The sequence below is a fragment of the Magnetospirillum fulvum genome (genome assembly GCF_900108475.1).
Taxonomy (GTDB): Bacteria; Pseudomonadota; Alphaproteobacteria; order Rhodospirillales; family Magnetospirillaceae; genus Phaeospirillum; species Phaeospirillum fulvum_A.
The window spans coordinates 186,935-201,770 of record NZ_FNWO01000001.1; the positions used below are offsets into that span (position 1 = coordinate 186,935).

The window sequence follows — 14,836 nt, forward strand, 5'->3', positions numbered from 1 at the left end:
GTCAGGCCGGAACGGGAGGAAAGACCAGGGTAAAGGTCGAGCCCAGACCGGGCGTGCTCTCCAGCGTCACCGCTCCGCCGTGCAGATCCATCATCGTCCGCACCAAGGCAAGGCCGAGGCCGCTGCCTTCGATCTTGCGAATTTCGGTGTTGGGCACCCGCTCATAGGCGTGAAACACCGTTTCATGCAGTTCCGGCGCGATACCGATCCCGGTATCGCTGACGATCAACCGGACGGTTCCGTCGGGGTCGCAGCGGCAGGACACGGCGACCCGCCCCCCGGACGGGGTGAATTTGATCGCATTCGACAGCAGGTTGAACAGCATTTGGCGCACCGCACGCTGATCGGCGTACAGCACGGCAGAGCAGGATTCGGGGCACGTCTCGACCACCAGATCCAGTCCGTGATGCGAGGCGCGCTCGCGCACCAATCGGGTGCAAATCGCGATCTCGGCCATGATGTCGAGCGGCTGCGGGACCAGATTGTGCTTTCCCGCCTCGATCCGGGCGAGGTCGAGCAGATCGTTGATGATATCGCGCAAATGCGAGCCGCTATTGTAGATGTCGGCGACAAAATCGCGGCACAATGACGGGTCGATCGGCCCGCCCAGTTCGTCGCGGATGATCTCGGAAAACCCCAGGATCGCGTTTAAGGGGGTGCGGAGTTCGTGGCTCATCGCCGCCAGAAATTCGCTTTTGGCCCGGTTGGCGAACTCGGCCTGACGCAGCGCGTCCTGGAGCCGCCGTTCGTTGTCGATCCGCTCGGTAATGTCGTTCAAGGTCACGATCACGCTGCCGCTGCCCAGGGGGGCGCGGGTCATCGTCACCGCGCGCGAGGTGCCGTCTTGCGAGCGCAGCCGCCAGTGCGAGGGACTGCCGTCGCCGCGGTCTTCGACCGTTACCGGCCCGAGGAACGCGTCGGGAGAGCGCCCGACCAGCGCCGCCGCGTCCAACCCGGTCAGGGTCGCAAAAACCGGGTTGGCGGCAAGGATGCGGTTCTCCTCGTCGGTGATCAGCATCGCCTCGGCCGAATGGGCGAACACGGTCTGAGTCAGGCTCAGCAGCCGCACCTCGTCCTGCAAGCCGACCCGGCGCACCATCTCGCGCAGCAGCAGCCCGCCACCGACCAGCAGGCCGCCCAACGACACCGCCCCCCAGAACAGCAGGGTTCCACTGCTACGAAGCCAGATTTCGACACCGTCTCGGCGCGAAATCGCTGCCACCACCGCCAGCGGGTAATGCGACGACAGACGGAACGCGGCCACCCCGGCGTCTCCCGGCCTCGACAGGGTCAACATCCCGTGTGTGAGCCCTTGATCGACCACCTGGACCAGCGAGACCCCCCGCCCCCCTGCCAGGATCGAGCGGTCCCGATCCTCGGCGGCCAGGATCGGCTGACCGTCCAGCCGGGTCAATTGGACCGAACTGGACGGTCCCAGCCCGGCCAGCGACAGCAGCCGCATCAGGTGGGTCGGATTAAGCGCGCCGATCACGATCAGGTCGGGACCAGCGGCCAGCGCCACCGGGACGATGCTGCGGGGCGACAAATCGGGGGACATACCAAGAATGGGGAGATAGCGCCCGGTGACGTTGCCGCCGACGTCGAGCTGGCTCGGCTCCGATGGAGCCTCGCCACCGACATCCTTCTGAAATCCGAGCCGGGCCAGATCGACCCTTTGCCCGGTCGAGCGATTGGCGCTATCGGCCAGGACGTGGCCGTCGCGGCGGATCACCACCACCTGTCGCAGATGAGGGGCAAAGCGGAGCGAATGCTCGAACGCCTGACGCAGGGCGGATTCGGTGCCGGGATTCCGCGCCACCGATCCGATCGCGGCCAGGGAGCTTTCGGTGGATTCCAGACTGCGGGTCAGGCTTTCCTCGGCCAGGGAGGCGACCAGATGGGCACGGTCCCCCTGATGCTCGATCGCGTCGCGCAGCGACACCGCCACCGCCGCCGCGAACAGCCCCGCCACCGCCAGCCCCAGTAAACCGGCGGTCCACATCGGTTTGGACGGGCGCAGGCGCTGGCCGCCAATGGCAGTCACGGGGGACACAGGGCGGGAGGGCGGCGGCACGGGGTGTCCCATCCCTCCTCCCCGCTACTTGGCCAGAATCGGTAACAGACGATGGCGCTCGGCCGCCGCGCGGAGGCGACCGTCGGCCTTGACTGCCGCAACAAAGCGATTGACCCGCTCCAGCCAGGCTGGCTCTCCCTTGGGCAGGGCATAGGCATAAGCGGTCGGAGCGACGGGGACCGGCGGTTCGAGCAGCTTTGCCCAATCGGTCAGATCGGCCATCCGCCGCCCATAGGGATAATCGGTCATGAAGACGTCGGCACGGCCGCTTTCGACCTCGCGCTCGCGCTCCTGCAAGGCGGTCACCACGCGGACTTCGGCGTGGACCAGACGGCGGCGCATCTCGGGCTCCATATAGGTCCCTTTTTGCACCACGACGACCATTCCGGGCCGGTCGATATCGGCCCAACTATGCAAGGTCGGATGATCGCGCGAGGTGACGGCATAGATCCCGCTGATCAGCGTCGGCTGGCTGAACGCAACATGGGCGGCGCGATCGGGCCGCACGCCCACCGCATGCATCGCGATGTCGCAGGCATTCTCGGTCAGATTATCGATCAGGCGGGGAAACGAGCTTTCGATAAAGGCAACCGACACCCCCAGATCGGCGGCGAAGGCGCGGGCCATGTCGATGTCGATCCCCTCCAGCGTGCCGGTGCGGGGATTGCGATAGGTGATCGAGTAATAATCGGGCCAGATGCAGACGCGCAGAACCCCGCGCTGATGAATCGTCGCCTGACGATCGTCGGCGGCCAGGGCCGGAGCGCCGGTCGCGCCGGCAATCGCTAAGATTGTGACTGCAAGCCCGCCCGCCCACCATCGCCGCCAAACCGACATCCGTCTCCCTTTCCCGACCGTTGATCGTCCCTGCCCCCAAAGCGGCGGCGCCACCGATAGTGTCATCGGCGATCTTGAGTGATTTTTCGATATCCCGCCAGCCAAGACAAGGAATACGGACAGTCCCCGATAAATCTGGACAATTTCCAAACAGGGCGCTTGACCTGCCGCCCGGCTTCGGGCGGAGTTGAAAAGACCATGACCCTCCCCCATTCCTCGCTCGCCAATCTTGCCCGCGCCCTCCACCACCGCAATTACCGGCTGTTCTTTGCTGGCCAACTGGTCTCCCTGGTTGGCACCTGGATGCAGACGGTGGCGCAATCCTGGCTGGTCTACCGCCTGACCGGTTCAGCCGAATTGCTGGGACTGATGGGCTTTGCCGCCCAGGGGCCGGTGTTTCTGCTCGCCACCCTGGGCGGCGTCGTTGCCGACCGCTTCGACCGCCACCGCATCATGCTGATGACCCAGACCGGCGCGATGGTTCTGGCGGCGATCCTGGCGGGGCTGACCCTGACCGAGCGGGTCCAGGTCTGGGAATTGTTCATCCTGGCGGCGCTGTTGGGAGTCTCGAACGCCTTCGATATCCCGGCCCGTCAGGCCTTCATTGTCGAAATGGTCGGGCATGACGATCTGCCCAACGCGATCGCGCTGAATTCCTCGCTGTTCAACGGTGCCCGCCTGTTCGGCCCGGCGATTGCGGGTCTGTTGGTCGCGGCGGGCGGCGAAGGATGGTGTTTCGCCCTCAACGCAATCAGCTATCTGGCGGTGATCGCCGGTCTGCTGGCGATGCGACGGCAGCACAAACCACGCCCACCGAGCCAGGGCAGCGTGCTGGCCCATGTCCGCGACGGCTTTTCCTTTGTGGTGGGACACGGTCCGATCCGGGCGCTGATGCTGCTGCTCGGCATCTCCAGCCTGATGGGGATCTCCTATACCGTGCTGATGCCGATCTTCGCCGACCGCATTCTCGGCGGCGGCCCGGCCGGGCTGGGGATGCTGATGAGCGCCTCGGGCCTCGGCGCCCTTGCCGCCGCGATCCTGCTGGCGGCGCGGGGCAATTCCCAGGGACTGGAAAACTGGGTCGCCCACGGCTCGGCCGCGTTCGGCCTGATGCTGGTGCTGTTCAGCCTGTCGCCCTGGTTCTGGCTGTCCGCCGCGATCCTGGTCGGAGCCGGATTTGCCTTCATGGTCCAGATGGCCGCCACCAACACCCTGATCCAGACGATGGTGCCCGACCGCTATCGCGGCCGCACCATGGCGCTCTATTCGATCATGTTCATCGGTATGGCCCCGTTCGGCGCGTTGTTGGCCGGGATGCTGGCGGGACGGATCGGGGCACCGCCGACGGTGGCGGTGGGCGGTCTGATCTGCGCCGCCGCCGGAATCCTGTTCCAGCGCCACCTGCCCCGCTTGCGGGCCGAGCGGCACCGCCGCGCTGGCGAGACGGACTCGGACTGAGCCCCCTATTCGACGGCGCGGGTCAGCGCCGCCGCCAGTTCCGCTGCGGAATGGCCGGGATCGAGGGTGGCGCGGAAGCGCCCATCGGGACCGATCAAATACAGCAGGGCCGAATGATCAATCGTATAGAGGTCGGGAGCGCTGCCCGGAACCCGGGCGGAATAGACCCGATAGCTTTGCTTCACCCTGGCAAGGTCGTCGGCGCTTCCGGTCAGGCCGACGATCGCCGGGCTGAAGGCGGCGGTGTATTGGCCCATCACCGCCGGGCTGTCGCGCTCGGGGTCGAGGGTGATGAAGATCGGCACCAGCTTGGCGGCGGTAGCGGGAGCCAAGCGGTCGAGCGCCCCGGCCAGGACGGTCAGGGTGGTCGGGCAGACATCGGGGCAAAAGGTGTAGCCGAAGAAAACCAGCATGAAGCGGCCGCGATAATCGCGGTCGGTGACCGTTTTCCCAGCCGGATCGGTCAGGGAGAAACCGCCCTGGCCCGGGCTTGACGCGACCAGCGCCACCCCTTGGGCGATCCGGTCGGACAGGCCGGGAACCAGCGCCGCCGTCATGATCAGGACGATTGCGAGAGCGGCGGTCGCCCCCGCGACCTTGACACTCTTATTGATCACCTTGCATCGCCCCGCGATGGCCAGAGGCCGCGGCGGGCAAGGCCGCGACTGGAACCTCGATCTGGATCGGTCCCGCCCGGTCAAAGGTCAAGGTCAGCGGCACGCGGGTCCCGGGAGCGGTCACCGCCGGGTCCAGACCGAACAGCATCACATGGTCGCCACCCGGCTTCAGTTCGGCCCGCCCTTGCTCGGGAACGGCGATCGAATCGACCTTGCGCATCCGCATCACATCGCCGTCGCGGATATGGGTGTGCAATTCGACCGAGCGGGCGACGGGTGTCGCGGCCGAAATCAGGCGGTCGGCCGGACCGCTATTGGTGATGGTGAAGAAGGCGGCTCCATTGCCCCCGGCCACCACCGGGGGGCGCAGAAAGGCATTACCGATCTCGATCTCGGCGGCAAGGACGGGCACACCCAGAACCAGAGATCCGATCGCAACGGCACCGATGAAACGCTTCATATCGCACCTTTATTGTTCGGACCACCCACACAGGATAACGGTTTTCCCTCCCCCTCGCATCCGTCGATGCAAGGGAAATTCAACCAAAAGAAAAATATTTTAAAGACAATGTCTTGACGAGATCCTTGTCATCCATTGTCTCAGGCGGGGATCGGCTTCTTGCCTCCGACCATCAACGACATCGTCGCGGCGAACAGACAGGCGACGCCCGAAAGAACGAAGGCCAGCCAGTAATCGCCGAGATCGGTTCGAATCCATCCCGCCCCGAACGCCGCCACCGCCGCCCCGATCTGGTGGGCGGCGAAAATCCAACCAAACATCACCCCGGCCCGTTCTCGCCCGAACGATTGGGCGGCCAGCTTGACCGTCGGCGGCACGGTGGCGATCCAGTCCAGCCCGTAGAACACCGCGAACAGCCACAGGCCGAACACGTCCGGCCCGAACGCGGCATCAAGAAAGATCAGCGAAAGCCCGCGCAGGCTGTAATACCAGAACAGCAGACGGCGCGAATCCCAGCGGTCGGACAGCCAGCCCGACAAGGTGGTGCCGACCAGATCGAACAGCCCCATCACCGCGAGCAGACCGGCGGCGCGAACCTCGGGAATGCCGTGATCGAAACAGGCCGGGATCAGATGGGTTCCGATCAGGCCGTTGGTCGACAGGCCGCAGACGAAGAATCCTCCAGCCAGCAGCCAGAAATCACGCGAACGCATCCCTTCGCCCAACGCCACGATCGCGGTCCGGGCCGGGTTGCCCCGTGGCGGAGGCGGAGGCGGTGGCTCGGTCGCCCCCACCGGCCACACCCCGAGATCGGCCGGGCGCTCTCGCATCAGCAGCCAAACCGCCGGAACCAGAATCGCCGCCGCCGCCGCGACCAGCAAAACGGCGGCGCGCCAGCCCCAATGCTGTACCGCCAGCGCCATCAGCGGCAGAAACACCAATTGCCCGGTCGCGTTGGCCGCGGACAGCACCCCCATCACCGTCCCGCGCCAGGAATCGAACCAGCGGGTGACCACCGTCGCCCCCAACACCAAGGCGATACTGCCCGACCCGGCTCCGACGACGATCCCCCACAGCAGGATCATCTGCCACGGCGCGCCCATCGCGATGGTCGCGGCGACTCCGACCGCCAGCACGGAGAGGGCCACCGCCATCGTCCGCCGCACCCCGAACCGGTCCATCAGAGCGGCGGCAAACGGGGCCATCAGCCCATACAGGACCAGATTGACCGAAATCGCGACCGAGATCGTGGCCCGGCTCCAACCGAATTCGGTTTCGAGCGGCACCATCATCACGCCCGGCGCGGAGCGGATTCCCGCCGCGACCAGCAGGGTGACGAAGGTGATCCCGGCGGCGATCCAGCCATAGTGGAGTCGGGGAACGAGCGGTGGCGACGACATGAAGACCTCGGGGGCGGCAGGAGACCGGGCGCAAGATGAGACAGGTCGGTCTACTCCTTGCACGGTTACACAAGGGTTCCTATCATTGTCAACCGATGTCACGACCGGACACATGATGAACAGCGAAAAACCGTCTTCCTCCGATTGCCCCGGCAAACCCTGCGCCCGCGACCGCATCCTGGCTGCGGCGGCAGAGTTGTTTTATCGGGAAGGAATTCGCGCCGTTGGCATCGAGGCGGTCATCGAAAAGGCGGGCGTTGCAAAGATGAGCCTCTACCGCTCGTTCCCGTCAAAGGACGATCTTGTCGCGGCGTTCTTAGCCGACCGCAACCGGCGCTATTGGCTGTGGTGGGACGATGTGATCGCCGCCAGCCGGGGCAATCCACGCGCCCAATTGCACGATTTGTTTGCCGCGCTGGCACAGCGGGTGTCCAGCCCGGATTATCGCGGCTGCGCCTTCGTCAACACCGCAATCGAGTTCCCCGATCCCCTCCATCCCGGCCATGCCGTCGCTCTCGATAACAAGCGCGAACTGCGCCACCGCCTCACCCTGCTGACCTCCGCTTTGGGCATTGCCTCGGCACAGACTCTGGCCGACCAGCTGATGCTGCTGATGGAGGGAGCCTATTGCCTGGGCAATACCCTGACCCGTGACGACAACCCCGTCGCCGCGCTCGTTGCCGCCGCCGACGCGCTGATCGCCGCCGCCCAAGCCGCCACGCCCCAAACAGCAGGCTGAGTCCTATTCCTCTTCCGTCCGGTCTCGCCCGCACAAAGTACGGGGGGAGAACTTATGCCTATATATATATGGCCTATGATCTGGTATCATCCAAAAGTAAGATGCTGCCTTGCCGATGGGGAGGACGAGGATGATAACGGCGCTGAACAACCTGAAGATATCGGTCAAACTCAGCCTGGCGTTCGCGTTGGTGATGCTGATCATGTTGATCAACGCGGCGATCAATCTGTACGAGATGGCGGAGATGGACCGCGCCGGCGTGGATATCAGCCAGAACTGGATGCCCAGCGTCGAAACCCTGGCGCGGTTGGAAACCCTGGTGGTTGAACATCGTGTGCGCGAACTCGCTCACATTGCTACCTACACCCCCGAGGGGATTGCCGAACAGGATCGAAATGTCGTTCGCCAGCGCGAACAGATCGCTGAGACCCAGAAAAAATATGAAGCCCTGATCTCCTCAAAAGAAGAACGCTCCATTTACGAACGATTTCTCAGCGACTGGAACGCCTACATCCAAACAACCGACAAAGTCCTCGATCTTTCGCGACAAGGATCAAAACAAGAAGCGCGAGAGCTTCAATTAGGGAAAAGTCGTGAGTTATACACAGATATGCGAAATATATTAACAGAAGATGTTGAATTAAATAGAGCAGGAGCAAGAGAGGCGGCTGATGTTTTAAATAATAGCTATACAAACGCTCGAATTGCTCTGTTTATCGACCTCGCGGTGATCGCGGGGGTTATCATCGTTTTGGCCCTGTCCCTCAGATCTATGATCGCGCAGCCGATTTCGGCGATGACCGAAGCGATGCGGCGGTTGGCCGAAGGCGACCACGCGATCGAGATTCCCGCCCGCGACCGCGGCGACGAAATCGGCGAAATGGCCAAGGCGGTTCAAGTTTTTAAGGACAATGCGATTCGGACCGAACAGATGGGCTCCGAACGCCGCGCCGAGCAAGCCGCCCGCGAGGAACGCACCCGCCGGATTGAAAGCCTGACCAGCGATTTCGATCAGGCGATTGGCAGCGTGCTCGACATGGTCTCGCAGGCAGCTGGGCAGATGGAAAACACGGCGCAGGCGATGACCTCGAACGCCGACCGCTCGAACCAGCAGGCATCGACCGTCGCCGCCGCCACCGAAGAAGCCTCAACCAGCGTCCAGACCGTTGCCTCCGCCGCCGAGGAATTGTCGGCCTCGATCACCGAAATCGGTCGTCAGGTCGAGCAATCCTCGCGGGTTTCTCAAGCCGCCTGCACCGAGGCCAGTCGCACCAACGAGACGGTCAAGGGGCTGGCGGAAAGCTCGGCGAAGATTGGTGCCGTGGTCAGCTTGATCAACGACATCGCCTCGCAGACCAACCTGTTGGCCTTGAACGCGACGATCGAGGCGGCCCGGGCCGGAGATGCCGGCAAGGGCTTTGCCGTCGTCGCGGGCGAGGTCAAACACCTTGCCAACCAGACCGCCAAGGCGACCGAGGAAATCGGTGCCCAGATCAGCGCGGTTCAGTCGGCGACCGAAGCAGCGGTCGCCGCAATCGGCGCGATCGTCACTCGTATCGAGGAAATCAACGGCATCGCCGGAGCCATCGCGGCCGCGGTCGAGGAACAATCGGCCGCCACCGCTGAAATCGCCCGCAACGTCCAGCAAGCAGCGCAAGGGACCAACGAAGTCGCCTCGAACATCGGCGGCGTGTCGCAATCGGCGGCGGAAACCGGCGAGGCAGCAGCCCAGGTGCTGGTGTCGGCCCGAACGCTGTCGCAGGACGCCACCGAAATGAAGTCGGTGGTCGAGCGTTTCCTGGAAGGGGTCCGCACCGCCTGATCCTGACCCTGGGTCGATGTTGGGCGGTCACGTTCCGCTGGACTTCGACCCGACCGGCGCGGAAGAATGAGGGCAACGAAAAAAGCGGGCGGATCGAAGCTCGCCCCCCTCACGTCAGGAAGACCGCCCATCATGACCCTCCCCGCCTCCCAAGCCCCCGACTGGCTCGATGCCGGTCGCATCCGTTCCACGCTGGCCCGTAACGCCGTCGAGGACACCAGACGGGTTGCCGAGGTTCTGACCAAGGCGCGCGAGATGAAGGGGCTGGACCTTGACGATGTCGCGGTTCTGGCGGCCCTGACCCGACCCGATCTGATCGAAGAGATGTACGCCGCCGCCAAGCAGGTCAAAGAAGCGATCTATGGCCGCCGGATGGTGTTCTTCGCGCCCCTTTACATCAGCAACCGGTGCAGCAACGAGTGTCTGTACTGCGCCTTCCGCGCCAGTAACAAAGCCTTGGTCCGCCACACGCTGAGCCAGCAGGAAATCGCTCGCGAAACCGAAATCCTGATCGATCAGGGGCACAAGCGGGTATTGATGGTCGCGGGCGAATCCTATGCCGGGGCCGGTGGGTTCAGCTATGTGCTGGACTCGATCGCGACGATCTATTCGGTCCAGAAAGGGGCGGGAGCGATCCGCCGGGTCAACGCCAATCTCGCCCCCCTGACGGTCGAGGAATTCCGCGCCCTGCACGGCGCAGGAATTGGTACCTATCAGTTGTTTCAGGAAACCTATGATCGCGAAGTCTATGCCGCGACCCACCCCAAAGGGCGCAAGGCCGATTTCGACTGGCGGGTGACCGCGTTCGACCGCGCGATGACCGCCGGGATCGACGATGTCGGGATGGGGCTGCTGTTCGGTCTGGCCGACTGGCGCTTTGAGATTCTGGCCCTGCTTAGCCACATCGCCCATCTGGAAGAGCGCTTTGGCGTCGGCTGTCACACCATCAGCGTCCCCCGGATGGAACCGGCCAGCGGGTCGGACATGGCGACCTGCCCGCCCCAGCCTGTCTCCGACGAGGATTTCAAGAAGCTGGTGGCGATCCTGCGCCTTGCCGTGCCCTATACCGGCCTGATCATGTCGACGCGCGAGAACGCGGCGATGCGGCGCGAGACCTATGCCCTGGGCGTCTCGCAGATTTCGGCCGGGTCGCGCACCAATCCCGGCGGCTATGCCGACGAACAGCGCTTCGAGTCCGGTCAGTTCCAGTTGGGCGATCACCGCAGCCTCGAAGAGGTGGTCCAGGACATCGCCGAGATGGGCTACATCCCGTCTTTCTGTACCGCCTGTTACCGGGTCGGCCGCACCGGCGGCGATTTCATGGATCTGGCCAAGACCGGCGAGATCAAGGAAAAGTGCGGCCCCAACGCCGTCGGCACCTTCCTCGAATATCTGCTCGATTACGGCAACCCGGCGACCCTGGCCGCCGGGGAAAAGGCCATCGCCGCCGAAATCGCCGCGATGGACCCCAAGGATGGACGGGTGGCGCAACGGCTGGCCGACATGGTGCGGGCCGGTAAGCGCGACGTGTTCTGCTGACAATGGCGCGACGCGAACGCGATCTGCTGGGCGAACGCGATATTCCCGACGAATCCTTGTGGGGGATTCACACCCTGCGGGCAATCGAGAATTTCCCGATCAGCGGACGCCCGCCCTCGCCCGCTTTGATCCAGGCAATGGCCCAGGTCAAGGCGGCGGCGGCGCGGACTAACCGCGACCTTGGCTTTCTGCCCAAGGACATCGCAGAGGCGATCCTGGCCGCCTGCGCCGAATTGGCCGACGGCAGCCTCAACGGCCAGATCGTCGTCGATGCGCTTCAGGGCGGGGCGGGCACCTCGCTCAACATGAATGTCAACGAAGTCCTGGCCAATCGCGCCCTGGAACTTCTGGGGGCGCGGCGCGGTGACTATGCCCGGGTCGATCCGCTCGACCACGTCAATTTGCACCAATCGACCAACGACGTCTTTCCCACCGCGATCAAGGTGGCGGCGATCGCGTTGCTGAAGCGGCTGGAACCGGCGATTGCCGCCCTTCAGACCGCGTTCCAATCGCGCGAGGCCGCCTTTGCCGACGTGGTCAAGATCGGCCGCACCCAGCTTCAGGACGCCGCACCGATGAGCCTGGGGGCGGAATTCTCCGCCTGGGCCGAGGCGCTGTCGCGCGACCGCTGGCGGGTGTTCAAATGCGAGGAACGGCTCCGCGTGGTCAATCTGGGCGGCACCGCGATCGGCACCGGCCTGACCGCGCCGCGCGATTATATCTTCGCCGTCACCGAAGCCTTGCGCGCCGAAACCGGGTTCAACCTGTCGCGGGCCGAAAATCTGGTCGATTGCACCCAGAATGCCGACCCGTTCGTCGAGGTTTCCGGCATCTTGAAGGCGCACGCCACCACTCTGTTCAAGATTTCGTCCGATCTGCGCCTGCTCGCCTCGGGGCCGCGTGCCGGTCTGGGCGAGTTGATCCTGCCCGCCGTCCAGGCCGGATCGAGCCTGATGCCGGGTAAGGTCAATCCGGTGATCGCCGAAGCGGTCGGCCAGACCGCACTGTACGTGATCGGCAACGATGCGATGGTGACGGCGGCGGCGATGTCGGGCCAACTGGAACTGAATGCTTTTTTGCCGTTGCTGGCCGAGGCTCTGCTGTCGAGCCTGTCGGCGCTGGAGGCGGTCAACCGGCTGTTTGCCGAGCGCTGCGTCGCCGGAATCGAGGCCGACCGCGCCGTCTGTGCCGGTCATGTCGCCGCCTCGTGGGCGATTGTGACCGCGCTGGTGCCGCTGATCGGGCACCAGCGTGCCGCTGCCCTGGCTGCCCAGGCGCGGGCCAGCGGGCGGCCGGTGATCGAGCTGGCACTCGAGGCCGGGCTGGCCGACCGGGCGACGCTGGACCGGCTGCTGTCGCCCGCGGCGATGATGGCGTTGGGATATCGCGGATAGGGAGAGACGACCGAGCATGCAAGAGACACCCCGCGGCCTGCGCCTGCATATCGGCCTGTTCGGCCGACGCAATGTCGGCAAATCCAGCCTGATCAACGCCTTGACCGGGCAGAGCGTCTCGATTGTCTCGGACGTCCCCGGCACCACCACTGATCCGGTTGAAAAGCCGATCGAGATGGCCCCGATCGGCCCGGTCCTGTTCGTCGATACCGCCGGGATCGACGATGACGGCGCGCTGGGCGCGGAACGGGTCCGCCGCACCGAGGCGATTCTCGAGCGGGTCGATCTCGCTTTGCTGGTGGTCGGCCCGGACGGGTTCGGCCGGTTCGAAGCCGGACTGGCCGACGCGCTGCACGCCCGCGCCACCCCCACCCTGGTGGTGTTCAACAAAAGCGATCTGGCCGCGCCCAGCGCAGAGGCGCTGGCGGCCGCCGCTGCCGCCGGGCGCGAGGCTTTGTCCGTTTCGGCGTTGGGCGGAGCCGGTCTCGACGATCTGAAACGGACGATAGCCCGTCTTGCGCCTGAGGCCCGGCTGGAAGAGCCGCGTCTGGTCGGCGATCTGGTCCCCGCCGGGGAGTTGGCGGTGCTGGTGGTGCCGATTGATCTCGGCGCGCCGAAGGGACGGCTGATCCTGCCGCAAATCCAGGTGATCCGCGAAATTCTCGACAGCGACGCGATGTGCATCGTGGTCAAGGAGCGCGAATTGCCCGACGCGCTGGCTCGCCTCGGCCGCCCGCCCAAGCTGGTGATCTGCGATTCTCAGGTGGTGCTGAAAGCCGCCGCCGACACGCCGCCACAGATTCCGCTGACCACCTTCTCGATCCTGATGGCGCGGTTCAAGGGCGACCTCAACCGTCTCGCCGCTGGTGCGGCGGCGATCGAGCGGCTGCGCCCCGGCGACCGGGTGCTGATCGGCGAGACCTGCGGCCACCACCCGCTCGCCGACGATATCGGCCGGGTCAAGATTCCGCGCTGGCTTGGCCAATATGTCGGCGGCGGACTGAAGACCGAAGTCGCTGCGGGAAAGGACTTTCCCGACGACCTCAGCCCCTATTCCCTCATCATCCAATGCGGCGGCTGCACGGTGACGCGGCGGCATATGCTGGCCCGGCTCGACCGCGCCGGAGCCCAAGGGGTGCCGATGACCAATTACGGCGTGGCGATTTCGCTGCTCCAGGGGGTGCTGCCCCGGGCGCTGGGCTGTTTCCCGGCAGCGCTGGCCGCGTTCGAGCGGGCGCGGGAGGAGCGGCCATGACGCTCGCTTTGTCCCATGCCGAGATGGTCCGCCTGCTCGGCCTCTCCGATCCCGCCCAAATCGAAGACCTGCGCCGCGCCGCCTATGACCGCGCCACCGCAACGGTCGGCGACGCAGTCCATTACCGTGGCATCGTCGAACTCTCGAACCGCTGCGCACTCGATTGCTATTATTGCGGGATTCGTCGCAGCAATCTCGCGATCGAACGCTATGGCCTCGACCGCGACGAGGTGGTCGAGGCGGCGATGTTCTGCGCCGAAGCCGGATACGGCTCGTGCGTGCTCCAGGCCGGGGAGCGGCGGGACGAAGGATTCGTCGCCTTCGTCGAAGAGTGCGTTGCCGAAATCCGCGCCCGCTCTTTAAGCGAACGGCTGCCGCGCGGCCTGGGGATCACCCTGTCGCTGGGCGAGCAGAGTCTGGACACCTATCGCCGCTGGCGCGCTGCCGGAGCCCATCGCTATCTGCTGCGGATCGAGACCAGCAATCCGGCGCTGTTCGCCTCGCTCCATCCCCCCGCCCAGCGCTTCGAGACGCGGGTTCAGGCGCTGGACGATCTGCGCACCGCCGGGTTCCAGGTCGGCACCGGGGTGATGATCGGCCTGCCCGGCCAGACCCTCGACGATCTGGCCGCCGACATCGCCTTTTACGGCGAGCGCGATATCGACATGATCGGGATGGGGCCGTACCTCCATTCCCAGGGCGGGGCGATGCCCGCCGCCGCAATGATGGCGAAGGATCCCCTGCTCTTCCTCGGCCTCAAGATGATCGCGGTCACCCGGCTCGCCTTGCCGACCCTCAACATCGCCGCCACCACCGCCTTGCAGGCCCTGGTCGAGGATGGACGCGAACGCGGCATCAGCTTTGGCGCCAATGTCACGATGCCCAACGTCACTCCGCGCGGGGTGCGTCGCAACTATCAGCTTTACGATGGCAAGCCCTGCCTCGACGAAGGCAGCCTGGAATGCCGGGGCTGCCTTGAGCGCCGGGTGATCGCCGCCGGTCGCCGAGTCGGTTGGGACGAATGGGGCGATTCTCCCCATGCCCGCCTCCGCCTGCCCGACTCCATCCAGGCGTAATCCCCCCCTTTCCGTCCACCTCTGGCCCGCGCTGGGACCAACCGGTCCCGGCGATATGGCCGTTCGACACCCTAGTCGGTCGTGAAAAAGTCCTTCGGCCTTTGGCCTCAGTGTACTTTTCCCCGGTTCAAAAAGAATCCCCGTGCTCAATCAAGCTTTCCGCGC

The 14,836-nt window shown here is 65.1% G+C and carries 12 protein-coding genes; 7 read left to right on the forward strand and 5 right to left on the reverse strand.

Annotation, left to right across the window (positions count from 1 at the left end; translation table 11 throughout):
• Position 1: 1 nt before the first annotated feature.
• Positions 2-2,044, reverse strand: coding sequence for a sensor histidine kinase (locus BLW40_RS00825; protein WP_139305441.1), 2,043 nt, complete (start codon positions 2,042-2,044; stop codon positions 2-4).
• Between the two features lie 54 nt (positions 2,045-2,098).
• Positions 2,099-2,911: a substrate-binding periplasmic protein gene (locus tag BLW40_RS00830; protein WP_074764582.1), complete on the reverse strand. Its 813-nt coding sequence runs from the start codon at positions 2,909-2,911 to the stop codon at positions 2,099-2,101.
• Between the two features lie 198 nt (positions 2,912-3,109).
• Between BLW40_RS00830 and BLW40_RS00835 the strand changes: the two genes are divergently transcribed.
• Positions 3,110-4,369 (forward strand): MFS transporter, encoded by a 1,260-nt coding sequence (locus BLW40_RS00835; protein ID WP_074764584.1) that lies wholly within the window; start codon positions 3,110-3,112, stop codon positions 4,367-4,369.
• Between the two features lie 5 nt (positions 4,370-4,374).
• Here BLW40_RS00835 and BLW40_RS00840 read toward each other — a convergent pair whose 3' ends face one another.
• The 3 genes from BLW40_RS00840 to BLW40_RS00850 form a co-directional block, all read right to left on the reverse strand.
• A complete protein-coding gene (locus BLW40_RS00840) occupies positions 4,375-4,986 on the reverse strand; it encodes an SCO family protein (RefSeq protein ID WP_074764586.1) in 612 nt (203 codons plus the stop codon).
• Entirely contained in the window at positions 4,976-5,446 is a 471-nt protein-coding gene (locus tag BLW40_RS00845) for a copper chaperone PCu(A)C (protein ID WP_074764588.1), read from the reverse strand. Before BLW40_RS00845 ends, BLW40_RS00840 begins: the two co-directional genes overlap by 11 nt.
• A 140-nt stretch (positions 5,447-5,586) precedes the next feature.
• The gene (locus BLW40_RS00850) at positions 5,587-6,846 is read right to left on the reverse strand and encodes an MFS transporter (protein WP_074764590.1); all 1,260 of its coding nucleotides are present in this window, start codon (positions 6,844-6,846) and stop codon (positions 5,587-5,589) included.
• A 112-nt stretch (positions 6,847-6,958) separates the two neighbouring features.
• On the opposite strand from BLW40_RS00850, the gene BLW40_RS00855 reads away from it, so the two are divergent.
• From BLW40_RS00855 to hydE, 6 genes are all read left to right on the forward strand, one after another.
• Positions 6,959-7,585 carry a TetR/AcrR family transcriptional regulator gene (locus BLW40_RS00855; protein WP_244511008.1) on the forward strand — a complete coding sequence of 209 codons (627 nt, stop codon included), beginning with the start codon at positions 6,959-6,961 and terminating at the stop codon, positions 7,583-7,585.
• Between the two features lie 130 nt (positions 7,586-7,715).
• Positions 7,716-9,407 (forward strand): methyl-accepting chemotaxis protein, encoded by a 1,692-nt coding sequence (locus BLW40_RS00860; protein ID WP_244511009.1) that lies wholly within the window; start codon positions 7,716-7,718, stop codon positions 9,405-9,407.
• A gap of 132 nt (positions 9,408-9,539) precedes the next feature.
• On the forward strand, positions 9,540-10,946 hold the full coding sequence (gene hydG / locus BLW40_RS00865; protein WP_074764592.1) for a [FeFe] hydrogenase H-cluster radical SAM maturase HydG: 1,407 nt from the start codon (positions 9,540-9,542) through the stop codon (positions 10,944-10,946).
• A 2-nt stretch (positions 10,947-10,948) separates the two neighbouring features.
• Positions 10,949-12,340, forward strand: a complete 1,392-nt coding sequence (locus BLW40_RS00870) for an aspartate ammonia-lyase (protein WP_139305442.1) — start codon at positions 10,949-10,951, stop codon at positions 12,338-12,340.
• Positions 12,341-12,356: 16 nt separating this feature from the next.
• Positions 12,357-13,595: a [FeFe] hydrogenase H-cluster maturation GTPase HydF gene (gene hydF, locus BLW40_RS00875; protein WP_074764596.1), complete on the forward strand. Its 1,239-nt coding sequence runs from the start codon at positions 12,357-12,359 to the stop codon at positions 13,593-13,595.
• On the forward strand, positions 13,592-14,671 hold the full coding sequence (hydE, locus tag BLW40_RS00880; RefSeq protein ID WP_074764598.1) for a [FeFe] hydrogenase H-cluster radical SAM maturase HydE: 1,080 nt from the start codon (positions 13,592-13,594) through the stop codon (positions 14,669-14,671). The genes hydF and hydE overlap by 4 nt, the downstream gene beginning before the upstream one ends.
• Positions 14,672-14,836 lie beyond the last annotated feature (165 nt).

What these genes read in the sequence shown, in the direction of transcription:
- hydF (WP_074764596.1), top strand. Translation starts at nt 12,357, where the DNA reads ATGCAAGAGACACCCCGCGGCCTGCGCCTGCATATCGGCCTGTTCGGC.
- BLW40_RS00855 (WP_244511008.1), top strand. Translation starts at nt 6,959, where the DNA reads ATGATGAACAGCGAAAAACCGTCTTCCTCCGATTGCCCCGGCAAACCC.
- BLW40_RS00850 (WP_074764590.1), bottom strand. Translation starts at nt 6,846, where the DNA reads ATGTCGTCGCCACCGCTCGTTCCCCGACTCCACTATGGCTGGATCGCC.
- BLW40_RS00835 (WP_074764584.1), top strand. Translation starts at nt 3,110, where the DNA reads ATGACCCTCCCCCATTCCTCGCTCGCCAATCTTGCCCGCGCCCTCCAC.
- BLW40_RS00845 (WP_074764588.1), bottom strand. Translation starts at nt 5,446, where the DNA reads ATGAAGCGTTTCATCGGTGCCGTTGCGATCGGATCTCTGGTTCTGGGT.
- BLW40_RS00830 (WP_074764582.1), bottom strand. Translation starts at nt 2,911, where the DNA reads ATGTCGGTTTGGCGGCGATGGTGGGCGGGCGGGCTTGCAGTCACAATC.
- BLW40_RS00860 (WP_244511009.1), top strand. Translation starts at nt 7,716, where the DNA reads ATGATAACGGCGCTGAACAACCTGAAGATATCGGTCAAACTCAGCCTG.
- hydG (WP_074764592.1), top strand. Translation starts at nt 9,540, where the DNA reads ATGACCCTCCCCGCCTCCCAAGCCCCCGACTGGCTCGATGCCGGTCGC.
- BLW40_RS00870 (WP_139305442.1), top strand. Translation starts at nt 10,949, where the DNA reads ATGGCGCGACGCGAACGCGATCTGCTGGGCGAACGCGATATTCCCGAC.
- hydE (WP_074764598.1), top strand. Translation starts at nt 13,592, where the DNA reads ATGACGCTCGCTTTGTCCCATGCCGAGATGGTCCGCCTGCTCGGCCTC.